Origin of the sequence: Bacillus siamensis, from assembly GCF_051628075.1 — a bacterium.
Taxonomy (GTDB): Bacteria; Bacillota; Bacilli; order Bacillales; family Bacillaceae; genus Bacillus; species Bacillus siamensis.
On the sequence record NZ_CP155579.1, the window covers coordinates 3,496,910 to 3,517,836 of the forward strand.

Annotated in this window: 25 protein-coding genes; 8 read left to right on the forward strand and 17 right to left on the reverse strand. The window is 46.2% G+C overall.

Annotated elements, in window-relative coordinates; translation table 11 throughout:
* The first annotated feature begins 94 nt into the window (after positions 1–94).
* Together ABDB98_RS17325 and ABDB98_RS17330 are read left to right on the forward strand one after the other, a co-directional pair.
* The gene (locus tag ABDB98_RS17325; protein ID WP_438420803.1) at positions 95–1,306 is read left to right on the forward strand and encodes an ammonium transporter; all 1,212 of its coding nucleotides are present in this window, start codon (positions 95–97) and stop codon (positions 1,304–1,306) included.
* Positions 1,307–1,323: 17 nt separating this feature from the next.
* Positions 1,324–1,674: a P-II family nitrogen regulator gene (locus ABDB98_RS17330; protein WP_014419080.1), complete on the forward strand. Its 351-nt coding sequence runs from the start codon at positions 1,324–1,326 to the stop codon at positions 1,672–1,674.
* A 55-nt stretch (positions 1,675–1,729) separates the two neighbouring features.
* On the opposite strand, the gene ftsW is transcribed toward ABDB98_RS17330, so the two are convergent.
* Entirely contained in the window at positions 1,730–2,884 is a 1,155-nt protein-coding gene (gene ftsW / locus ABDB98_RS17335) for a putative lipid II flippase FtsW (protein WP_045926372.1), read from the reverse strand.
* Positions 2,885–3,048: 164 nt separating this feature from the next.
* On the opposite strand from ftsW, the gene ABDB98_RS17340 reads away from it, so the two are divergent.
* Positions 3,049–3,624 carry an undecaprenyl-diphosphatase gene (locus ABDB98_RS17340; protein WP_045926371.1) on the forward strand — a complete coding sequence of 192 codons (576 nt, stop codon included), beginning with the start codon at positions 3,049–3,051 and terminating at the stop codon, positions 3,622–3,624.
* Positions 3,625–3,640: 16 nt separating this feature from the next.
* On the opposite strand, the gene ABDB98_RS17345 is transcribed toward ABDB98_RS17340, so the two are convergent.
* Both ABDB98_RS17345 and ABDB98_RS17350 read right to left on the reverse strand, forming a co-directional pair.
* On the reverse strand, positions 3,641–4,063 hold the full coding sequence (locus ABDB98_RS17345) for a VanZ family protein (RefSeq protein WP_438420804.1): 423 nt from the start codon (positions 4,061–4,063) through the stop codon (positions 3,641–3,643).
* Between the two features lie 91 nt (positions 4,064–4,154).
* Complete coding sequence (locus ABDB98_RS17350) at positions 4,155–5,024, reverse strand: peptidoglycan DD-metalloendopeptidase family protein (protein WP_438420805.1); 870 nt, start codon at positions 5,022–5,024, stop codon at positions 4,155–4,157.
* Positions 5,025–5,162: 138 nt separating this feature from the next.
* Between ABDB98_RS17350 and ABDB98_RS17355 the strand changes: the two genes are divergently transcribed.
* Entirely contained in the window at positions 5,163–5,654 is a 492-nt protein-coding gene (locus ABDB98_RS17355; RefSeq protein ID WP_438422168.1) for a GNAT family N-acetyltransferase, read from the forward strand.
* On the forward strand, positions 5,651–6,103 hold the full coding sequence (locus tag ABDB98_RS17360; RefSeq protein WP_045926368.1) for a DUF5362 family protein: 453 nt from the start codon (positions 5,651–5,653) through the stop codon (positions 6,101–6,103). The genes ABDB98_RS17355 and ABDB98_RS17360 overlap by 4 nt, the downstream gene beginning before the upstream one ends.
* Before the next feature lie 31 nt (positions 6,104–6,134).
* Here ABDB98_RS17360 and ABDB98_RS17365 read toward each other — a convergent pair whose 3' ends face one another.
* Positions 6,135–6,572 (reverse strand): DUF5392 family protein, encoded by a 438-nt coding sequence (locus ABDB98_RS17365; RefSeq protein WP_438420806.1) that lies wholly within the window; start codon positions 6,570–6,572, stop codon positions 6,135–6,137.
* Positions 6,573–6,792: 220 nt separating this feature from the next.
* Between ABDB98_RS17365 and cls the strand changes: the two genes are divergently transcribed.
* From cls to xynA, 3 genes are all read left to right on the forward strand, one after another.
* Complete coding sequence (gene cls / locus ABDB98_RS17370) at positions 6,793–8,241, forward strand: cardiolipin synthase (RefSeq protein ID WP_438420807.1); 1,449 nt, start codon at positions 6,793–6,795, stop codon at positions 8,239–8,241.
* 137 nt (positions 8,242–8,378) lie between these two features.
* On the forward strand, positions 8,379–8,765 hold the full coding sequence (locus ABDB98_RS17375) for a DUF5362 family protein (protein ID WP_060964070.1): 387 nt from the start codon (positions 8,379–8,381) through the stop codon (positions 8,763–8,765).
* 464 nt (positions 8,766–9,229) lie between these two features.
* Entirely contained in the window at positions 9,230–9,871 is a 642-nt protein-coding gene (xynA, locus tag ABDB98_RS17380) for an endo-1,4-beta-xylanase XynA (RefSeq protein WP_016937663.1), read from the forward strand.
* A gap of 289 nt (positions 9,872–10,160) precedes the next feature.
* Here the strand turns inward: xynA and ABDB98_RS17385 are convergent, their stop codons facing one another.
* The 13 genes from ABDB98_RS17385 to spoIID all read right to left on the reverse strand — a co-directional run bounded on the left by ABDB98_RS17385 (position 10,161) and on the right by spoIID (position 20,786).
* On the reverse strand, positions 10,161–10,565 hold the full coding sequence (locus tag ABDB98_RS17385) for an Rrf2 family transcriptional regulator (protein ID WP_438420808.1): 405 nt from the start codon (positions 10,563–10,565) through the stop codon (positions 10,161–10,163).
* A gap of 140 nt (positions 10,566–10,705) precedes the next feature.
* A complete protein-coding gene (gene ureC, locus ABDB98_RS17390) occupies positions 10,706–12,415 on the reverse strand; it encodes an urease subunit alpha (RefSeq protein ID WP_438420809.1) in 1,710 nt (569 codons plus the stop codon).
* Entirely contained in the window at positions 12,412–12,786 is a 375-nt protein-coding gene (ureB, locus tag ABDB98_RS17395) for an urease subunit beta (protein WP_438420810.1), read from the reverse strand. The genes ureC and ureB overlap by 4 nt, the downstream gene beginning before the upstream one ends.
* The gene (gene ureA / locus ABDB98_RS17400; RefSeq protein ID WP_016937659.1) at positions 12,783–13,100 is read right to left on the reverse strand and encodes an urease subunit gamma; all 318 of its coding nucleotides are present in this window, start codon (positions 13,098–13,100) and stop codon (positions 12,783–12,785) included. The genes ureB and ureA overlap by 4 nt, the downstream gene beginning before the upstream one ends.
* Positions 13,101–13,450: 350 nt before the next feature.
* Positions 13,451–13,639, reverse strand: a complete 189-nt coding sequence (locus tag ABDB98_RS17405) for a CsbD family protein (RefSeq protein WP_438420811.1) — start codon at positions 13,637–13,639, stop codon at positions 13,451–13,453.
* 73 nt (positions 13,640–13,712) lie between these two features.
* Positions 13,713–14,192, reverse strand: a complete 480-nt coding sequence (locus ABDB98_RS17410; RefSeq protein WP_438420812.1) for a hypothetical protein — start codon at positions 14,190–14,192, stop codon at positions 13,713–13,715.
* A gap of 122 nt (positions 14,193–14,314) precedes the next feature.
* Positions 14,315–15,445 (reverse strand): Rap family tetratricopeptide repeat protein, encoded by a 1,131-nt coding sequence (locus tag ABDB98_RS17415; protein ID WP_316099641.1) that lies wholly within the window; start codon positions 15,443–15,445, stop codon positions 14,315–14,317.
* Between the two features lie 189 nt (positions 15,446–15,634).
* Positions 15,635–16,660, reverse strand: a complete 1,026-nt coding sequence (moaA, locus tag ABDB98_RS17420; protein ID WP_326351173.1) for a GTP 3',8-cyclase MoaA — start codon at positions 16,658–16,660, stop codon at positions 15,635–15,637.
* A gap of 17 nt (positions 16,661–16,677) precedes the next feature.
* Positions 16,678–17,466 carry a formate dehydrogenase accessory sulfurtransferase FdhD gene (gene fdhD / locus ABDB98_RS17425; protein ID WP_438420813.1) on the reverse strand — a complete coding sequence of 263 codons (789 nt, stop codon included), beginning with the start codon at positions 17,464–17,466 and terminating at the stop codon, positions 16,678–16,680.
* Positions 17,467–17,560: 94 nt separating this feature from the next.
* Positions 17,561–17,725 (reverse strand): hypothetical protein, encoded by a 165-nt coding sequence (locus tag ABDB98_RS17430; RefSeq protein WP_438420814.1) that lies wholly within the window; start codon positions 17,723–17,725, stop codon positions 17,561–17,563.
* 85 nt (positions 17,726–17,810) lie between these two features.
* Positions 17,811–18,491 (reverse strand): VWA domain-containing protein, encoded by a 681-nt coding sequence (locus ABDB98_RS17435; RefSeq protein WP_049627566.1) that lies wholly within the window; start codon positions 18,489–18,491, stop codon positions 17,811–17,813.
* Between the two features lie 309 nt (positions 18,492–18,800).
* Positions 18,801–19,490, reverse strand: coding sequence for a VWA domain-containing protein (locus ABDB98_RS17440; RefSeq protein WP_438420815.1), 690 nt, complete (start codon positions 19,488–19,490; stop codon positions 18,801–18,803).
* 264 nt (positions 19,491–19,754) lie between these two features.
* The gene (spoIID, locus tag ABDB98_RS17445; RefSeq protein ID WP_438420816.1) at positions 19,755–20,786 is read right to left on the reverse strand and encodes a stage II sporulation protein D; all 1,032 of its coding nucleotides are present in this window, start codon (positions 20,784–20,786) and stop codon (positions 19,755–19,757) included.
* Positions 20,787–20,927: the final 141 nt, after the last annotated feature.

Genomic DNA, 20,927 nt, shown 5'->3' on the forward strand with positions numbered 1-20,927 from the left:
AGATAACCTTACACGAAAATGTTTTATCATTCTTTTTTCTCTATAATAATGAATTAATCACAATTACATTCTGAATGAGACGGAGGAATACAACATGCAGATGGGCGATACAGTATTTATGTTCTTTTGCGCTTTACTCGTGTGGCTGATGACCCCCGGGCTGGCTTTATTTTACGGCGGAATGGTAAAAAGCAAAAATGTGCTCAGCACGGCGATGCACAGTTTTTCTTCCATCGCCATTGTATCCGTCGTTTGGGTTTTGTACGGATATTCACTTGCTTTTGCTCCCGGCAATACATGGCTTGGCGGCATTGAATGGGCGGGGCTGAAGGGAATCGGTTTTGACCCCGGGAGCTACAGTGATACGATCCCGCATTCATTGTTCATGATGTTCCAAATGACATTTGCAGTCCTGACGACGGCGATTATTTCCGGAGCATTCGCTGAACGCATGAGATTCAGTGCTTTTCTTTTATTTTCCTTTTTGTGGGTTTCCCTCGTATATACACCCGTTGCGCACTGGGTATGGGGCGGCGGCTGGATCGGCCAAATGGGCGCCCTTGATTTCGCAGGCGGAAATGTTGTTCACATCTCTTCCGGAGTTGCCGGACTCGTTCTAGCGATTGTCCTCGGGAAACGCAAGGACGGCACGGCGGCTTCTCCTCACAACTTAATTTACACGTTCTTGGGCGGGGCGCTCATTTGGTTCGGATGGTTCGGCTTCAATGTCGGCAGCGCCCTGACGCTTGACAGTATCGCGATGTTTGCTTTCATTAATACAAACACCGCAGCTGCGGCCGGAATTATCGGCTGGATTTTAATCGAATGGATGCTGAACAAGAAACCGACTATGCTGGGCGCTGTATCGGGCGCTATCGCCGGACTTGTCGCCATTACACCGGCTGCCGGGTTCGTTACGCCGTTTTCTTCCATCGTGATCGGTTTTATCGGCGGGCTTGTCTGCTTTTGGGGTGTGTATTGGCTCAAAAAGACTTTCGGATACGATGATGCACTTGACGCTTTCGGCCTGCATGGAATCGGCGGGACATGGGGCGGCATCGCGACCGGTTTATTCGCGACCACTTCCGTCAATGACGGCGGGGCAAACGGGCTGTTTTACGGCGATCCGGGACTGCTTTGGAAACAGATTGCGGCCATTGCGGCAACCTATGTATTTGTATTTATTGTCACTTTCGTTATCATTAAAATTGTAGGTCTCTTCATGCCCCTCCGCGCCAGTGAAGAAGAAGAATCACTCGGGCTTGATTTAACGATGCACGGGGAAAAGGCATATCAGGACTTATAAAGTGAGGAGTGACTTAGATGAGCGGTCAAATGTTCAAGGTAGAAATCGTTACGCGTCCGGCTAAGTTTGAAACATTGAAGCAGGAACTCGGTAAAATCGGAGTCACATCGCTGACTTTCTCCAACGTACACGGCTGCGGCCTTCAAAAAGCCCACACCGAACTGTACCGCGGAGTCAAAATTGAAAGCAATGTGTATGAACGGCTGAAAGTGGAAATCGTTGTCAGCAAGGTCCCCGTTGATCAAGTGGTGGAAACGGCGAAAAAAGTGCTGAAAACGGGAGAGCCCGGCGACGGCAAAATATTTGTCTATGAAATCGGAAACACGATTAATATCCGCACCGGAGAAGAAGGACCAGAAGCTTTATAAACATACAGAACGCCCGGAGACAGCATGTCCCGGGCGTTTTTTTTTTCGGACTTCATTAAAAAGAAGAAGCCTTTTTTTCATGCGGGACAGGCCGCTTATGCCGTACGGTTTGTTTTTTTGAATATGTACTGATATTGACCAGTATGCCGCACAAAAACAGCGTCATAATCAATGAAGAACCGCCGTAGCTGATAAACGGCAGCGGCACACCCGTAACCGGGAGGAGTCCGCTCATCGCTCCCAAATTCAATACAACCTGAAACATCAATTGAAACGTAATTCCGATGGCGAGAAGCTTTCCGAACGGGTCATCAGCACGCATGGCTGTTTTTACGCCGAGAAGCATTAACGCGAAATATAAGCCCAAAACGATCAGAACACCGAATATCCCCAGTTCTTCGCTGATCACGGCCATAATGAAGTCAGTATGCGCCTCAGGCAGGTAATTCATTTTTTCAACACTGTTCCCAAGTCCTCTTCCGAAAAATCCGCCTCCGGAAATGGCGAAATAAGATTGAATCAGCTGATAGCCATCCCCGTTCGCGTCACCAAACGGATTGGTAAAGGAAACAAGCCGCTTCACACGATAGGAAGCGGAAAATGCGAGATAAACGACTCCCGACACCGCCGTCGCGCCGAGCACGAGCAAATGGCGCTTTTTCAAGCCGGCACATAATAAAATTGACCCGCACGCCGCCAGAATTAAGGAAGCCGTTCCTAAATCAGGCTCTGCCAATGTCAGCAGAAAAGCGGTTCCCAAAATGACTAAAGGCGGCAGTACCCCCTTCACAAATTGATGAATGTACGGCTGCTTTTTCGTGTAAATCGCAGCGAAATATAAAATCATCGCGATCTTCGCCAATTCAGACGGCTGTATGACAAGCGGCCCCGCTCCCAGCCATCTGCGGGAAAAATTCCGCTCCAGCCCGATTCCCGGTATCAATACGAGCAGCAGCAACACCAGCGATCCGACCACAAACAGCGGTACAAGCCGGGCATACCGCTTATACGGCAGACAGGCTGCAAATAAAAATAAGCATATTCCGATCAGCAAAGAGGTTCTCTGTTTATGGAAGAAATAGGATGGATCTCCGTATCGCTGAGACCCCATCACATCACTGGCGCTGTACACCATTAACAAACCGAATCCGCAAAGCAGCATGATGACAAACACAAGCGGCAGATCGGCGTTTTTCAAACGTTTCAGCAACGGACAAAACTCCTTCGGCTATTCTTTTCCCTCATACTTGACGCACAGTAATACAGTCACGTTTCATTCTGTTTACTTTTTTATAATTATTTTTAATACCAATTGTGTCTCATAGAAAAAAGCATTACACTGTTCATATAAAATAAAGATAAAAGGTGATATTTGTGAATTACGAACTGTTTAAAGCGATCAATGGTTTGTCGCACCATAGTGCCATTCTCGACTCTATCATGGTATTTATAACGGAATACGCCCTTTACGCCTACGCCCTTTTCCTGCTTGCCATGTGGCTGTTTGGAAACACAAAAGGCAGACAAAACGCCCTGTACGCCGGCTTTACCGGTATTGCGGCGCTTATCGTCAACTACATCATCACAAAAATCTATATCGAGCCGCGCCCCTTTGTCGATCATACGGTTCATACGCTGATTCCTCATGCCGCGGATGCTTCTTTTCCGAGTGACCATACCACAGGCGCTTTGGCCATTTCAATTGCGATTCTGTTCCGCAACAAAAAACTCGGCTGGCCGCTGGTGATTTTCGGCCTTTTGACCGGCTTCTCAAGAATTTGGGTCGGCCACCATTATCCGATTGATGTACTCGGAAGCATTATCGTTTCCCTCGTTGTCGGATTCCTGCTGTTCAGATTTTCAAATGTGCTTCGTCCGATTGTCGACCTGATCGTGCGAATCTACGAAAGTATCGTTCATAAAAACAAATCGACAAACCATAACATATAAAAAAAGCCGGCGTCTTTCACAGACTGCCGGTTTTTGTATGTTTGGCGGTATGTTTTTTCCTTTGTAAAACACAGAATGCGGCAATACCGAGACTGTCAATCAGCACATCGCGGAGGCAGCCGTTTCTGCCGAAAAAGAGTTGGACGATTTCTGACAGGAAGGCGGCGGCCAATGCATACAGCACCGCCCTCTTCATGCGTCTGTGCTCCCTGAAAAACAAACAGGTCAGCACAAAAAAGGAAAACGCGTGCCCGAGCTTTTGAATCGCCGCTTCAGGTACGGTGAGCTCCGCCATATCGAACACAAAGAAACCGGATGCATCCGGATGGGGCGTGAAACGGAAGGCCATCGTCTGCGTCACAATCATATCGTGAAAGCTTTCAGTCAAAGCAGAAATGAAAATAAAGACGAGCCATCCCGCCGCCAGACATTTATTCATTCAGCATCTCCCTCGTTTTCTATTAGTATAAAGGCACATAAGGCAAAATGAAAAGCGCCTATCAGAGCTGATAGGCGCTTAGGGATCACAGTTACTTGCCTGATTCTTTCATTGAACCGTCATCTTTACCATCTGTCTTGTCTTTTGTGCCGTCTTCTTTACCGCCGGGTTTTTCCTCGGTTTCTTGTTTAGGCGTCACATCTTTTTTCTCGGAAGACTGCTGAATGGACCCTTCCGTTTCTTCTGTTACAGCGTTTTTCTCTTCAGCTGCCGCTTTTTCAATAGATGTTACCGGTTTGTCCATAAAGTTCAGCGGATTCATCGCTACGCCGTCTTTGCGGATTTCAAAGTGCACGTGGTTTCCGCTTTCTTCACTGTAAAGGTTTTTTCCTGATTTTCCGATAACCTGGTTCTGCTTCACTTTGTCGCCCTGATCGACGCTGACTTCAGATAGAGACTGATAGACAGTAGACAGGCCGTCTGAGTGTTCAATTTCAACCACATATCCCAGTACCGGATCTTTAGCAGCCTTCACAACCGTACCGCTCAGAGAAGCGGAAACGTCAAATGATTTTCCGTCTTTCTCAGCTAAGTCAATTCCTTTACTTAGGCTGTACGTGTTATTATAGTTAACAAGTGCTGCTTCTTTCTCTTTTTTTGCGGCATTCGTTTCATAAAACTTTTTCACAACAGAAACATTTTCAGAATGAGCAGCCGGCATTGCGACGTTTTCCATTGACTTTCCTACTTCGACGGCATCGTCCTTGCCGCTGTCATACGCGGAGTTTCCGCCGTTATTCGTCAGATTGTCCTTCACATCATTTGAAACGGATTGATACCAAAGGACAGCTGTTAAAATGACGGCCGCACTGACTAAGTAAATGGCAGGGAATATCCAGCGTTTGCGAAAGAACCGCTGAAGTTTTTTGACTTGAGAAGTTTTCTTTTCTTCCTCTCTCATTTGTTCATCACCTCAGCAACATTCTGAACACTTTTCTGAAAATATATACACATCTTAAAAAAACTTTTTTGGAAGTAGTATGTGCAGATTGCTCTTAATTATGTAATGAAATGTGAAGGGAGATCCCGGAATATGAATTTGACCCTGCGTAAAGCCGTATTGGAAGATTTAGATGCGGTTGTGGCTATATACAACTCGACGATCGCCTCACGGATGGTCACGGCTGATACGGAAGAAGTGACGCCCGAAGACCGGATGGATTGGTTTTTGCGGCACACGGACAGGCGCCCGCTGATGGTTGCGGAAGATGAAAACGGAAAAGTGGCGGCCTGGATCAGCTTTGAAACGTTTTACGGCCGTCCGGCCTATGACAAAACGGCGGAGATCAGTATTTATCTGCATCAGGATTGCCGGGGCAAGGGAGCGGGAAGCTTTCTGCTGAAAGAAGCCCTTGAGATAGCCCCGAAGATCGGCATCCGTAATCTGATGGCTTTTATCTTCGGCCATAATGTGCCGAGCATTAAGCTGTTTGAAAAATTCGGTTTTACCGAATGGGGCGTATTCCCGGGTATCGCCGAAATGGACGGAAAACGATATGACTTGAACATTTTAGGGAGAGAACTGTCATGATCAGCATCGATAAAGAAGAAAAAGACGGTAACCAGCCGCTCAATAAAAAAGCCCGTTCCCTTGCCGACATCGCCAAGTGGGGAAAAATCACCGCCGTGTTTCTTATCATTACGGGCTCTCTTTCCGCCCTGTCAGCCATTGTGACGCTGCTCGGAGCCATACCGGGTGTTTTGCTCATCATTTCCGGCGTCATGCTGATGCGCTCGGCAAAAGCCGCAGCCGCCCTTCAGGAAGAATCAGAAGAAAACGCGGAAGAAAATATGCTCGAACATTACGCATCCTTTATCAAAATGCAGTTTTTTTACGCAGTATCGAGTGTGGCATTGGGCATTATCGCTTTTATTTTATTCGTCATTTTCGCTGTCATCGGAATTGTGGCTTACCACAGCACTGATACGTATGACGCGCCTGATTCATATTACTATGAGAACGACCCTGTGTTTGAATGACAAAAAGAGCTGATCGCGCGTCAGCTCTTTTTTAATACAGCATCTCTTTTTTCCGGTCTTCTTCTGTTAAAAATTCAATAAAGCTTTTCATCGCAGACGGCTCCTCCGCTACCAATCGGGTATAGGCGCTTTTCCGTTCCTCGGACAGAATATTGCTTTTTCTGATTCTGTTCAGCATATACAGGCGGATCGTTTTTTGCACCTGTTTCCGCTGGTAGCCGGCTTCTTTAAAAAACGCAAGACCTAGAGCCGCAAGGAGTGCAAAAATGCCGGCCGACACGAGGGCTCCTCTCCCGGCAGGGGCCTGAATCAAAAGCGATGCCAGATGAAACAGACTAAAAGCGGCGAGCGGGAAAGCGAGAAAACGGTAAATGATGCTTTTTTTCATCAGCGGTGCGATGGCGATTTGTATTTTCTGAATTTCTTTTTTTATGAATCCCGGCAATTGTTCCGCATGTTCCAGCTTCATACCCTCTCCCCTTTGCTGTCATTTTTGTCTTCTTTTTCATATATGCTTATTCTACCGCACCCGGAACTTTCTTTGAAAGAAAACTGCATCCATCTTTGATTCCGGCTCTTTATTCTTTTAAAATGTCAATGTTATAATTTGAAGTGGGAATCAGATTGCTGCACTTGTCGGAATACTAATGGGCACAGTCTTGATAAATATGATATAGCGGGGTTGCAAAGTGAGCATTTCATTTATTTTATTCGGATTTTTTTTCGTTTTAAATATACTTTTGGCCGTCATCATGATTTTCAAAGAAAGACGCGACGCCAGCGCTTCATGGGCCTGGCTCTTGGTTCTTTTTTTTATTCCCATTTTAGGGTTTATTTTATACCTGTTATTCGGCCATAACCTGAGACGCAAGCACCTGTTTCAATGGGAAGACCGTAAAAAGATCGGGATTGAAAAGCTACTGAAGTCTCAGCTGAAAGATCTGAAGTCGAGGCAATTCCAATTTAACAACAGGGCGACCGTGGATAATAAGGACCTCATCTATATGCTTGTCATGAACAACCACGCGGTTTTTACAGAGGATAATTCGGTTGAGATTTTAACGGACGGGCGCGATAAGTTCAAACGTTTAATGAAGGACATTTCCAACGCAAAAGATCACATTCACCTTCAATACTATATTTATAAAGGTGATGAGCTGGGAAAAAAATTGCGTGACGCCTTAGTGAAAAAAGCACGGGAAGGCGTAAAGGTCAGAGTGTTATATGATGAACTCGGTTCACGATCACTCAGAAAAAAATTCTTCAAACCGCTGCGGGACGCCGGCGGCTATGTGGAAGTCTTCTTTCCTTCCAGGCTTCGGCCGATTAATTTGCGGCTCAATTATCGGAATCACCGCAAGCTCGTGATTATTGACGGAGAAACCGGCTATGTCGGCGGCTTTAATGTCGGAGATGAATATCTCGGCCTGAATCCGAAATTCGGCTATTGGCGGGATACGCACCTCAGGCTTCAAGGCACGGCGGTCCATGCCATTCAGACACGGTTTATCCTCGATTGGAACCAAGCCTCCCATCACCATACGCTCACTTACGTTCCGAATCATTTTCCGGAATGCGAGCCGAAGGGCAATGTCGGGATGCAGATTGTCACAAGCGGACCGGATTCAGAATGGGAACAAATTAAAAACGGCTATATCAAGATGATCTCAACGGCGAAACGGTCGATCCTGATTCAGACGCCTTACTTTATTCCTGACTCCAGTCTTTTAGACGCCCTCAGGATCGCCTGTCTGTCAGGCATCGACGTCAAAATCATGATCCCGAACAAACCGGATCACGCTTTCGTTTACTGGGCGACTTTATCTTACATCGGCGATCTTTTGAAAGCCGGGGCCTCGGTCTACATTTACGATAACGGCTTTATTCATGCGAAAACGATTGTCGTCGATGATGAGACGGCTTCTGTCGGTACGGCGAATATCGACGTCAGAAGCTTCAGGCTTAATTTTGAAGTCAACGCCTTTATTTATGACGTCACCATCGCGAAAAAGCTCATCTCCTCATTTAAAGAAGATCTGCTCGTCTCCAGAAAATATACGTATGAAGAATATCAGGAGCGTTCGCTGTGGATTCGCATTAAAGAATCGGTTTCAAGGCTTCTGTCGCCGATTTTGTAATTCCCGGGTGCATCCCGGGAATTTTATCATATCAAAACGGATGCACGGCAGGAAAAAAACACATTTTATATTCAAAAGAATGACCGAATAGTGTATAAATGAAAAGTGAGTATTTTTTTGTAAAGGAGTGCCATGTGTTGAAACCTGAATCAGTAAATCGTTCGCTTATTTCTATTTCGAAATGGGGAAAAGCGACAGGTATTTTATTCATTATTATGGGCGCATTTGCGGCGCTGTCGGGTGCGTTTTTCTTCTTAATCGGAGCCATTCCCGGCGTTTTGCAGATTATTGCCGGCATTTTTCTGATGCGCTCGGCAAAAGAAGCGGGACAGATGGCGGAACAGTTCAATGAACTGACAGAGGAACATATGCTGGAGAATTACGCAAAATTCGTGAAAATGCAGGGGATCTACCTCATTGTAACGATCGGCCTGTCCGTTCTCGGCATCATTCTCTTCATTGTCCTCATGACGTTCGGCATTGTTGACGGTATGTTTGATAACATTGATGCAAATACATATTAAAAAACCCGGCGCGTGAGCCCGGGTTTTTTTCTTATTCGGCTTGCAGCCTTGCCTTTTCTGCCTTTTTTCGAGGCTGACCATTCCTCTGCAGGTCCTCAAAATGCCATTGTCCGCCGCAATATCATAAGCAGATTTCCCTGTTCAGTGAGCGGCTTATCGGCGATTAAATCCCCTCTTACATCAAATACAAAGTAAAACATGACAGATGACTCAGTCAGAATCAGAAACAAGAATTGTGATTCTGCGAAAAAAGAATAAGGCTATGGCGGAACAGGACCGCCCATAATGTATTTTTTGGGCCTTTGTAATTAAATTACAAATACTCTTAATCTTCACTTATGCATTCGTGATATGATATTGAAGGGAGCGATCAAAAGCTTTGGCGTTAGTCATTAAGAATGTTTTAAATATATACGGGTGCTGCCTCACGTCAAAGTCAGAAAAAATAGTATAGGAGGTCACATATGTTTAAATTTAAAAAGAAGTTCTTAGTTGGATTAACGACAGCTTTAATGGGTATTAGCTTGTTTTCATCAACCGCGTCTGCTGCCGGTACAGACTACTGGCAAAATTGGACTGATGGAGGCGGAATCGTAAACGCTGTCAATGGGTCTGGCGGGAATTACAGTGTTAATTGGTCCAATACCGGAAATTTCGTTGTTGGTAAAGGCTGGACGACAGGTTCCCCATTCAGGACCATAAACTATAATGCCGGAGTTTGGGCGCCGAATGGCAATGGATATTTGACTTTATATGGCTGGACGAGATCACCTCTCATCGAATATTATGTAGTGGATTCATGGGGTACTTACAGACCTACCGGAGCGTATAAAGGTACTGTAAAAAGTGATGGAGGTACATATGACATCTATACAACGACACGTTATAATGCACCTTCCATTGATGGCGATAACACTACTTTTACGCAGTACTGGAGTGTCCGTCAGACAAAGAGACCAACTGGAAGCAACGCTACAATCACTTTCAGCAATCATGTTAACGCATGGAAGAGTCATGGAATGAATCTGGGCAGTAATTGGTCTTACCAAGTCTTAGCGACAGAGGGATACCAAAGCAGCGGGAGTTCTAACGTAACAGTGTGGTAACACATTATCTTTAATCAGGGGCAGCTAACGGGCTGCTGATCGTTCCTTGAGAAATTTTAAAATCATTATGATTGTGAGTACTAAGAGGCGACGGTCTTTTAGTTGGACTCCCAATATGGAGCCAAAACCGCAGCCTCTTGATCTTTTACGTTTGAAGCATGTCTCCGATGGCTGTCATTTCATGCCTGCGTTCCTTCGATTCTATCATAACGGCTTTTCCGCTGTTCTTTTCCTCCTTATTCCTGTAACCATTTTCATTACAACTCAAACGACATGAAGCCATCTCTTTTTAACAAAAGAGATGATTCATTACATCATAAAGAGATTTGTTCTCCAGTTCATTCTCCATTGCCCGCTGTACGCTTCCGAACGTCTCATCAAGCGCGTGCTGAATATTTTTGCCGACCGGACAGTCCGGATTCGGATTGTCGTGAACCGCAAAAAGCTCTTCCTTATTTTGTACCGCCCTGTAAACCTCTAAGAGGGTAATCTCCGACGGATCTTTTTTCAGGCTGGCTCCCGCAACACCTGCCCGGGATGTCAGAAGACCTGCTTTTTTCAGCTGGCTGATCGTTCTCCGCACTACGACGGGATTGGTGTTTACGCTGGCCGCAATCATATCTGACGATGCCCGTTCATCCGTTGAGATCAGCGAAAGAATGTGAATGGCCACAGCAAGACGGCTGTTAATCATGTTTTTCACCACCGGTGTAACCACAATGGTTACATTTCATTTGTTTTTCAATTATTAATATACACTAAAATACGCGGCAGGATGAAATCAAGTTGACAATAGAGGTGTAAAAAGGCCGGCGGAAACCGGCCGGTGAGGGATTAAAATAAGAAATAACGCTGACCGAGCGGAACATAGCTGACAGGCTGGCATGCCAGTTCTTCTCCGTCGGCGAACACCTGATAGGTTTTCGGATCGACTTGTATATTCGGCATCGCGTCATTCAGCTTCATGTCGAGCTTACTCAGCTTGCGGATATTCCGTACGGGGGAAATCATTTTTTCAAGCCCAAGCTTTTCCGGTACGCCGTTTGCGATACCGGCCTGGGACATAAATGTAATAGACGTAATGCGGTTCGCTTTCCCGTAGGATGCGTACATCTGACGCATAAACACAGGCTCAGGCGTCGGAATGGAAGCATTCGGGTCTCCCATCTGGGCGCGGGCGATCATGCCCCCTTTGAGCACAAGTTCAGGTTTGACGCCGAAGAAAACCGGGTCCCATAGTACGAGGTCGGCGAGCTTTCCTTTTTCGACGGAACCGACTTCATGGCTCAGGCCGTGAGTGACGGCAGGATTAATCGTGTATTTGGCGACATAGCGTTTGGCGCGCACATTATCATTGCCGCTTTCTCCTGAAAGAGCGCCGCGCTGCTTCTTCATTTTATCGGCAACCTGCCATGTCCGGATAATCACTTCTCCCACCCTGCCCATCGCCTGCGAGTCAGATGATGTCATGCTGATCGCGCCGATATCGTGCAGAATATCCTCCGCCGCGATGGTGGCCGCTCTTATGCGTGAATGACTGAACGCCACGTCTTCAGGGACTTTTGAATCTAAATGATGGCAGACCATCATCATATCAAGATGCTCGTCCATCGTGTTGACCGTATACGGAATCGTCGGCGTCGTAGAGGACGGCAGAATATTGGCGTAAGAAGCGAGTTTCATAATATCCGGTGCGTGGCCTCCGCCGGCTCCCTCTATGTGATATGTATGGATAACCCGGTCGCCGATCGCATCAAGCGTATTTTCTAAAAAGCCCGCTTCATTAATCGTGTCTGTGTGGATTGCCACCTGAATATCCGTCTCATCCGCGACTTCCATGCACGCTTTAATGGCGCTTGGCGTTGATCCCCAATCTTCATGCAGCTTCAGGCCGATCGCGCCGGCTTCTATCTGTTCAATGAGAGGCGCTGTATCAGAGGCATTCCCTTTCCCTAAAAAGCCGACATTGATCGGAAACTGCTCAGCCGCCTCCAGCATTCTCGCCATGTACCATGCTCCGGATGTACAGGTCGTCGCTTTACTTCCCGTCGCAGGGCCCGTTCCGCCGCCCAGAAGCGTGGTCACGCCTGAAGAAAGCGCGACTTCCATCTGCTGCGGGCAGATGAAGTGGATGTGCGTATCAACACCGCCGGCCGTTACGATTTTTCCTTCGCCGGAAATGACTTCTGTTCCGGCGCCGATGACCATGTGCGGGTCCACCCCATCCATAATATCCGGGTTGCCGCTTTTCCCGACGCCGACAATCCGGCCGTCCTTCACCCCGATATCCGCCTTGACGATCCCTGTGTAATCCAGAACGACGGCATTTGTAATGACCAGGTCAAGCGCCCCGTCTTTCCCGGTGATACGGCCGTTTTGCCCCATGCCGTCCCGGATTGTTTTTCCTCCGCCGAAAATCATTTCTTCTCCGTAATTCGTGAAATCTTTTTCGACTTCAATCCATAAATCCGTATCTCCGAGTCTGACTTTGTCTCCCGTTGTCGGTCCGAACAGTTCTGCGTATTGCTCACGTGACATTTTCATCGGATCGCTTCCTCCATCCATCCGGCTTTTTTAAGATTCGACAGCGTCTTTTCTTTTCCCCGCTCATCCATATACGTATCAGCCATGCCGTTCAGGCCTCTGACCGTTTTTCGTCCTCCGATTTCCACGAGTGTGACGGTTTTCTCTTCTCCCGGTTCAAAACGGACTGAGGTGCCTGACGGGATGTCAAGACGCATGCCGATTGCTTTCTCCCGATTGAAGGACAGGGCGCCATTGGCTTCCGCAAAATGAAAATGCGACCCTACCTGTACTGACCGCGTCCCATGATTGATGACTGATACCTCCAGCGTCTTTCGGCCTTCGTTAATGGTGATGGTCCCCTTTGCGACTTGAATGGCTCCCGGCTTCATGACTTCACCTCCGCTTTGATCGGCTGATGAACGGTGACAAGCTTGACCCCGTCCGGAAACGTCGCTTCCACCTGAATGCTGTCCAGCATTTCCGGAACGCCTTCCATAACGTCTTTTTCCGTCAATACGCTGCGGCCTGATTCCATCAGCTCAGCAACGCTTTTTCCGTCTCTGGCGCCTTCCATCAGGTAACAGGTCAAATATGCGGCAGCTTCCGGATAATTCAGCAGAACGCCGCGCTCTTTCCGCTGTTTTGCGAGCTCTCCCGCTGTGAAAATAAGCAATTTTTCTTGTTCAACCGGTGTCAGTTTCATCTGTATTCCCCCTTAGTGATAGTCAAACGCAATCCACATGGTCATACCGAAACGATGCAGGCGGTTACCACCCCCTTCACCTCATGAAATGTTAAGTGATAAAAAATATTCGACGGTGAACAGCCTGATTCCTTTTGCAGGAATTCCAGATTTCTTATTTTTTAAAACAAACGTTTAATCAAATGTGAAAAAAGATCACATTCTTTGTGAATATTATAAAGAAATTACCGCATAATTTATAGAATATTTAAAAATTTAGTGAATATTAACCAATCGAACTGGAATTTTTGTCATTTCTCATAACAAAAAGCCCAAAATATTTTGGGCTTTTGCTTTGTTTCAATATCAAATTAATCGTCACTGAGTTTATCTTTCGTTTCGCCGACACCCTTTTGCAGGCTGCCTTTCGCTTTGTCCTTCTTCCCTTCCGCTTTTAGGTCGGACTTGTTTGCCATGTCACCCGCTTTGTCCTTCGCTTCCCCTTTCACTTTGTTCATGCCGCCTTTTACTTTGTCTTTTAACCCGTTATCTTGACTCATATCTCTTCAGCTCCTTTTTTGTTTTGTGTACTTGTTTTCTTCCCTTTCAGCATTATCGCAAACATGTAAACTCTCAATTATTGATTTCACAGCGCTCCCCGTAGCGGAGCACTTTGTAAACGGCCAATCCGTCTGACAGCTTATTATCCCCGTATTTGACCGGCAGAAGGGCAAAGAATACATAATACGTTGAAAAATAGACAAATTGGTAAAAAAATAAGTTTGGCTCGAGAACATCTTTCATGATCAGCAGATTTATTATAAAGATAGAAGCGAGATTAAACAGACAGCCTCCGGAATAGACGAGCGCGCTCGTCAGACGGTTATCTATCCGCAATTCGCCGAATTGGCAAAAAGAATCTATAAAGTAGATACGCCGCACCTGAATCGGCCCCACTTTTAAAAAACGTTTCCCCATACCGATATCCAATGACGCCTTGCCTCCGAACAGCATCGCCATAAAGCTGTGGCCTGACACATGGATGACAGACACCATCGGCAGAATGATGAGAAAGGATACGAAAAACTTTATCATATCATTAAATCCGAACAACAAATCCCTCCTTTCAATCATCCGTTTTTCCCTCTACTGCGATTTTTCCGTTTTCTTCAACGATCAAACGTCATAATGTGCATAAAAAAAATAACCATCTGCCGATCAGATGGTTAGAAAATTTATATATCGTATAAACATTGTTCTTTTTGAATGTTTTCTCTCATGTGAATCACTTTTTCATAAAAATACGCCGCTTCTTTATATTGCTCATGGGCGCTTGTGTATATGGCAGCCTCCAAGGCGAAATCTTCAATATACACATACAGCGATTTTTCATTCATATAGTCAAACACTTCATGGATTAAGTCCATATTGAGGGATTCCAGGTAAAGCGCTTGTAAAAACTTATATTTCTCTAAACTGAATCGGTCGCCGCGTTCTTTCGCGATCGTGACCCCTCTTTCATAATAAGTAAGGGCCGCTTCGTCATCACGCAGCCTGAAAAGGGTGTGTGTTAAGCTGAACAGCGCCTTCGGAAGCTGTTCAAGCTGATGTTCTTCAAAAACGGGCACCGCTTTTCTAAAGTAACGGGCCGCTTCAGCCAGATCGCGCTTTTCAGAATAACAATTCCCCAGATTGTAAAGCGAAGACCCGATCAGGCGGGGCTGTCCTTCAAGCAAAGAAAGGCGGAGCGCTTCGTCTAAATGCTCAAGCGCTTTGTCGTAGTTTTTGCAGTCGATATAGTTTCCTGAGATGACGAAATGGCACTGTATTCTCCGCACTCTGTAAAAATCGTGTTTCATATATGTATCCAGCGCCTGAATCCCGTGATTCATGGAGAAATGAGTCTGCTTCATGACGTAAAACACTTCAGACATCTTGAAATGGAATTCCGCCCTCTCTATATCATCCTCGACAAATGAAAGGAGTTTTTCCGCTTTCCGGTAAAAAGAAATAGCCGCAACATAGTTATTCTGATCGAATTCATACATTCCTCTGAACAAATGGAAATAATACTCGGACAGTCCCGATATGCTGTCCGTGCTTTCGATCGTCTTTTGCAGCTCGCTGTACTGAATTTGAGATTGTTCGGTGAAATCCGGCTTGACGTAATCAAGCATAATATGATGGCGGTAGCTGATCAGCTGGTAATATAACAGCAGCAGCTGGTCTTCCTCCATACGTTGTATATCCTCATCAATTTCCTCTTTCAGCTTTATGGCATCAGCCGCTTGAAACGCTAAAATGTGCTTGTACCATTTGTTGATCTTGACTCCAACTTGAGATGACGGAATCTCGTATGCGGTCATGCCCCTTTCACAACCTTTTCTAATTTCTATTGGTTATATTTTAACATATTGTATGGCTTTGGAATTGAATAACTTGATCGTCCTGCATCAAAATTCCTATCATATATTTCGGCAGGCATCGGTTTTTTTTGAACAGGCCGGAGCTTCATTTGAATAAAAAAGCCTGCCCTTGTTCGGGCAAGCCTTTATTCATCCGCCTATATACGACATTTCCACTTTCTTTTTCCCATCTGTTTTAGAAAGCGCGCGGTCAATTGAATACTGATCCGTACGATTTCTCCAGACAGAGGCGATGGATTCCGTCAATTCGTCATCAGTCAGGCCGCCGCGCACAAGCTTCCGCACATCGAAGCCGCTTGAAGCGAACAGGCACGTAAAAAGCTCGCCCCTTGCCGACAGACGCGCTCTGTTGCAGGAGGCGCAGAATGCATCCGAGACGGAGGAAATCACGCCGATTTCGCCGGAACCGTCGAGATAGCGGAATCTGGAAGCGACCTCTCCTCTATAATTCGCTTCTATCGGCTCCGTCGGCATGTGCTGATTGATCAGATCAATGATTTCAGCCTTCGTGATGACGTCTTTTTTATTCCATTGATTTGTATTGCCGACATCCATAAATTCAATAAACCGAAGAATATGGCCCTTTTCTTTAAAATAGCGGGCCATCGGCAAAATGTCTTTTTCATTGACGCCCTTTTGAACAACCATATTGATTTTCACACCGAGTCCGGCCGCTTTTGCCGCTTCAATGCCCTCGAGCACCTTGTTCACCGAGACGCCGCGGCCGTTAATAGCCTTAAACCGCTCATCCTCTAAAGAATCAAGGCTGACGGTCACGCGATGCAGCCCCGCCTGCTTCAGCTTTTCAGCATACACGGGAAGCAGAGAGCCGTTCGTCGTCATCGCAATATCATTAAGCCCCGGGATGCGCGCAAGCTTTTTGATCAATTCAGGCATATCTTTTCTCATCAGCGGCTCCCCGCCCGTCAGCCTGATTTTTTCAACGCCGAATCGGCCGACAAACAGTTTGGCAAGCCGTTCAAGCTCCTCAAATGAGAGCAGTTCCGTCTTTTGCAGAAATGGATAATCCGGTCCGAACAGTTCGGCTGGCATACAGTACGTGCATCTGAAATTGCAGCGGTCGGTTACAGAGATACGGAGATCCCTGAGCGGCCTTTCCCTTTTGTCTGACACGCGGCGCGTTTCTGTATTCATAAGCCCAAGACCCCTTTCTATTGTTCAACCCGTTCAGGATGTGTGTATACGTTAAACGATCCGTTTCTCACAAAGCCTATCGCCGTCATGTTCAGCTCTTCCGCCATTTGCAGCGCAAGCTCCGTCGGCGCCGATTTTGAAATGACAATCGACACGCCGATTTTTGCGGCTTTCAATAAAACCTCTGAGGAAATCCGGCCGCTGAAGACAATCAGCTTGTCACGGACCGGCATTCCGTTTTTCAGGCAGTTGCCGTACAGCTTATCCAGCGCATTGTGGCGCCCGATGTCCGTCCTCATGAAGAGCATCTTTTCCGTATCGCACAGCGCCGCATTATGGACGCCGCCCGTTTCCTGGAATGTGCCGCTTTCGCTTTGCATCTCCTTCATGAGGCGAAGACACGTTTCAGGAGTTATAGTGATGCGGCTGACAGCGGTTTTGGCCGTTTTCACATCCTGCTGAAAGTAAAAATGGCGGCCTTTCCCGCAGCATGAACCGATCACTCTCTTCGTATAGTCTTTTTGCTCAAGCACTTCCGGATTCGTCAGCTCCACATATGCAAATCCGAGACTTTCATCTATCGTAAAACGTTTGATCTCTTTTTCAAAACGAATGACGCCTTCTGACGCGAGAAATCCGATAACGAGTTCCTCTAAGTGGTCGGGCGTGCAGACGAGCGTAACAAATTCCTGCCCGTTCACCATGACAGTCAATGGATACTCTGATACCATCCGATCTGCCGTTTTTGTTAATACCCCTTTTTCATAGCGGTATATTTCTCTTACCGCCGTTGTTTTTTCATCCACTGTTTTCCCCTCCGCAGTATCCTTCTCTTTTATTCTTCCATAATCCCTGTATTTTGTCGAATTTGCGGTTTAAAAAAAGAGCCCTCTTCGGACTCTATGTTTCGTTGCGATGATGTCTGCTCAAAATGGTGAATAAAATAACTGCGGCGATAATGGCCAATATACTGACAAATATGAAGGCGGCAAGCTTCAGAAAAACTCCCATCAGTACAAAAACGACTGCCGCCAGCACTAATATAATGCCTGCTCCTTTTAACAACAGCGTTCATCTCCTTTTAGTCGTATCATTCCCGCGGCTCCGTTTTCTAAACAAAAAAGACGCCGCGCGGGCGTCCTTTTTCAGCCTATTCTTTTGCTAAATCCTTCGCAGCGTCTTCCCAAGCCTGTTTGAACTCGTCCGCGCTGTCTGCTGAGACATACGTCCCGCCTCCTGCTTCCGCCGCTTTTTCAAGGCTTTCGCTTCCTTTCATGCCGAAGTTGAAGCCGATGATATTGACGATTGTGTTGACGTTCGCTTTACGGAGCTTTTGAATTTCAGCCTGAGGATTACCGCCGCATGTTTCTTCACCGTCTGTAATCAGATATACGACGTTTTTCCCTTTAGCGCCGGCCCGCTCAAATTCTTCGCGCGTATCAGAAAGCGCTTTCGCTATCGGTGTCCAGCCGGTCGGTTTAATTTTGCTGAGTGATTGCTCAAACGGAGTCACGGCGTACGGCTGAAGTCCGTATAACGTTTCTGTCGCGTTACATGATACGGCTTTGCCGGAGTTTTTATTATTGCCCTTATGGCCGAATACCCGAAGCATCAGATTCGTGTCTTCAGGAAGAACTTTTGCAAAAGAGGTGACAGAATCTTTCGCAACATCTATTTTACGTTCTCCCCCCGTTTTTTGGATCATGCTTCCGCTTGCATCAAACAGCACAGCGACGTTGGTTTCCTCTTGCTTTTTCTCAGCCGCAAAAACAGGTGATCCGAGTGAGAGCGTCAAAAGTCCGACAATCCCCGCAGTAAACATTTTTTTCATTACCTTCATTCCTCTCCATTTGTTTTTTGCCGATGGGCCCCGGCTCTTCTCTATGCTAGTTTAGCTATTTGGAAAAAGATATAGGGCGTGATGCCTTTTGTGAGAACGGCGATATATTACCAAAAATGAACAGAATTATGCGCATCATCCTAAAAAGATTGGCTAAATGATGACAGTTTTAATGCCTTTTTCGCCCTTTTTGTAATATAAGTCCGGGATCTGATTCTTTTTACAGTTTTCTCTTCATCTCTTCATGAAAACTTTGTTACATCAAACATAAAAAAAGGGCCGATAAACGGCACCTTTTTCTTATTCCGCTAATGATTTTGCTTCCATTGTAAAGATACGGTTCATATCCTTTTGGCTGTGAGCTTCGTAATATTTTCCTCCGCCCGCTCCGGCAATCGCATGCAGCTGGCCGTTGAAGCCTTCCTTAAAGTCAAAACCGATCACGTTGACTTTAATATGATGTTTGCGTAGTTCTTTCGCCGTCTTAATAGGATCTCCGCCGCATGTCTCCTCACCGTCCGTCAACAGGTAAACGGATTTAAAGCCGAATTTATGAATACCGTTAAAAGAAGCCTTCGCATCTTCTAATGCTTTTGCAATCGGTGTCCAGCCTGTAGGCCCGATTCCGTTCAGAGAGTTCAGAAAGCTTTGTCTGTCAAACTTTTGGAATCCGTACACACCGCGAATGGCTTCACATGATTGAACTTTTCCGGAATTTTTATTATTGCCTTCCGAACCGAAAACCGTCATTCTGACTTGTGATGTAGACTTAATTTGATCCGCAAAACGGATGATTTCATCTTTTGCCATATTGTATTTAGATACGCCGTCTATCCGTTTCGCCATACTGCCGCTCGCATCAAGTAAAATGGCGGTATTGTTTCTGAATAAAAGAGTGTTCTCGTCTGCTTTCTCAGCAGCAAAAGCAGCAGGAGATGCAGCAGTCAGCATCAATCCGAGCATAAGTATGAGTGAAAATGTTTTTTTCATTGCTTTTTCCCCTTTTCAATAGATTTACGTTCAACGCTGAACAATATTAATCGTAAATGAGATGAACAGGGAAATAAATAGGACGGGCTTCCTCATTATTTTTGCGTACATTCACATAGAAGCGGCATTTTTATCAGTGATTTTCACCCGGTGCGCAGCCATCTATCCGCAATTGTCAGCCTTTAGCCTTTCGTTATATGAGTCCGTTGGTTGTTTTACCGTTTATGGAATAGTTTTCCGAAAAAAAGACGCTGATGACAGCGTCTACTTTTTCGCCATATATTTGTTTAAAAATGAAGCGGCCTCGGAAATGTTCACTCCCTGATAGTAATGCTTGACGATGTCCGTCACGGATTTTCCCTGCTCCGCCATGTAATTGGCTCCGTACTGGCTCATACCCACGCCATGGCCGAAACCCTTTGTCGTAATGGTGATGCTGCTCCCGTTTCGTTTCCATTCAAAGTCAGCAGAGCGGAGTCCGAGTTTTTCCCGGATGTCTCTGCCCTTCAGCTTCTTGCCGTTTATGACGGCCGTCGCCACTTGATGCCCCGGTGTTCTGGCCGTAATCTGCCCCACCGTGCTTTGTCCTGAAAGCTGCACGCCGAGCTTCTGCTGAAACTCAGACACACTGAAGGTCTGGGTGGCGAGATATTTAGGCGATTTCTTATCCCAGGGGCTTTTCACACTCTTTAAATAAGGAATGGCGCTTGTCCAATAGGCTTCCGCATTTTCTGTATAGCCGTTGCTTGTAGAGAAAAAAGATGCCTCAATCGGTTTGTTGTCATACGTTAAAATCTTTCCTTGGGTGCCGGCCACCGCGTTTGTGATTTTCTTAAGGTTTTGTGTGTATTCAGAACCCCATTCTTTTTTCAGCTGGCTCTTGCTTTGATAGACTTGGAACATCTGCGTGTCATCCACCAGCGATCCTTTAGGCGCCTGAACGGCTGAGTCAGCGACCATCAGTCTGACGATGAATGTCCGGGCAGCGAGCGCCTGAGCTTTTAAGGCCTCCGGTTTAAAGTCAACGGGCATTTCGGAAGCTACGACTCCGGTCACGTACTCTTCAAGCGGAATGTTCTCTACAGAATGTTTCGATGTCCGATAAACCGGAATGGATACAGGTGATTCTTTCAATGTTTCTGCTCCTTTTGTCTCTCGTATGGTGTGTGCTGTTTTGTGTCCGGGCTCTTTGTTCGCGGCCGCTCCTTTTTCTGCCTGAAACGGAAGAACGAGAATGGTGGGAACAAGAAGAATAAGTACACATAGCCCGGATAGTAGAAATACGATGGGTTTCATATATCAGCTGCCTCCTGCTTGGGATTCGACTCTACTTCATCTTATGGGCAGGGACAAGCTAATATGACTTCCTTTTGGACAGAATCTTTATTCGATTATTCACGCCAAAAACGTATTCTTTTTTGAAAATCAGAGCATAAT

What these genes read in the sequence shown, in the direction of transcription:
- ABDB98_RS17345 (WP_438420804.1), bottom strand. Translation starts at nt 4,063, where the DNA reads ATGAATAAATGTCTGGCGGCGGGATGGCTCGTCTTTATTTTCATTTCT.
- ABDB98_RS17385 (WP_438420808.1), bottom strand. Translation starts at nt 10,565, where the DNA reads ATGATTAACAGCCGTCTTGCTGTGGCCATTCACATTCTTTCGCTGATC.
- moaA (WP_326351173.1), bottom strand. Translation starts at nt 16,660, where the DNA reads ATGAATACAGAAACGCGCCGCGTGTCAGACAAAAGGGAAAGGCCGCTC.
- spoIID (WP_438420816.1), bottom strand. Translation starts at nt 20,786, where the DNA reads ATGAAACCCATCGTATTTCTACTATCCGGGCTATGTGTACTTATTCTT.
- xynA (WP_016937663.1), top strand. Translation starts at nt 9,230, where the DNA reads ATGTTTAAATTTAAAAAGAAGTTCTTAGTTGGATTAACGACAGCTTTA.
- ureC (WP_438420809.1), bottom strand. Translation starts at nt 12,415, where the DNA reads ATGAAAATGTCACGTGAGCAATACGCAGAACTGTTCGGACCGACAACG.
- ABDB98_RS17325 (WP_438420803.1), top strand. Translation starts at nt 95, where the DNA reads ATGCAGATGGGCGATACAGTATTTATGTTCTTTTGCGCTTTACTCGTG.
- ABDB98_RS17405 (WP_438420811.1), bottom strand. Translation starts at nt 13,639, where the DNA reads ATGAGTCAAGATAACGGGTTAAAAGACAAAGTAAAAGGCGGCATGAAC.
- ureA (WP_016937659.1), bottom strand. Translation starts at nt 13,100, where the DNA reads ATGAAACTGACACCGGTTGAACAAGAAAAATTGCTTATTTTCACAGCG.
- ABDB98_RS17350 (WP_438420805.1), bottom strand. Translation starts at nt 5,024, where the DNA reads ATGAGAGAGGAAGAAAAGAAAACTTCTCAAGTCAAAAAACTTCAGCGG.
- ABDB98_RS17360 (WP_045926368.1), top strand. Translation starts at nt 5,651, where the DNA reads ATGATCAGCATCGATAAAGAAGAAAAAGACGGTAACCAGCCGCTCAAT.
- ABDB98_RS17330 (WP_014419080.1), top strand. Translation starts at nt 1,324, where the DNA reads ATGAGCGGTCAAATGTTCAAGGTAGAAATCGTTACGCGTCCGGCTAAG.
- ureB (WP_438420810.1), bottom strand. Translation starts at nt 12,786, where the DNA reads ATGAAGCCGGGAGCCATTCAAGTCGCAAAGGGGACCATCACCATTAAC.
- ABDB98_RS17415 (WP_316099641.1), bottom strand. Translation starts at nt 15,445, where the DNA reads ATGACCGCATACGAGATTCCGTCATCTCAAGTTGGAGTCAAGATCAAC.
- ABDB98_RS17440 (WP_438420815.1), bottom strand. Translation starts at nt 19,490, where the DNA reads ATGAAAAAAACATTTTCACTCATACTTATGCTCGGATTGATGCTGACT.
- ABDB98_RS17435 (WP_049627566.1), bottom strand. Translation starts at nt 18,491, where the DNA reads ATGAAAAAAATGTTTACTGCGGGGATTGTCGGACTTTTGACGCTCTCA.
- ABDB98_RS17365 (WP_438420806.1), bottom strand. Translation starts at nt 6,572, where the DNA reads ATGAAGCTGGAACATGCGGAACAATTGCCGGGATTCATAAAAAAAGAA.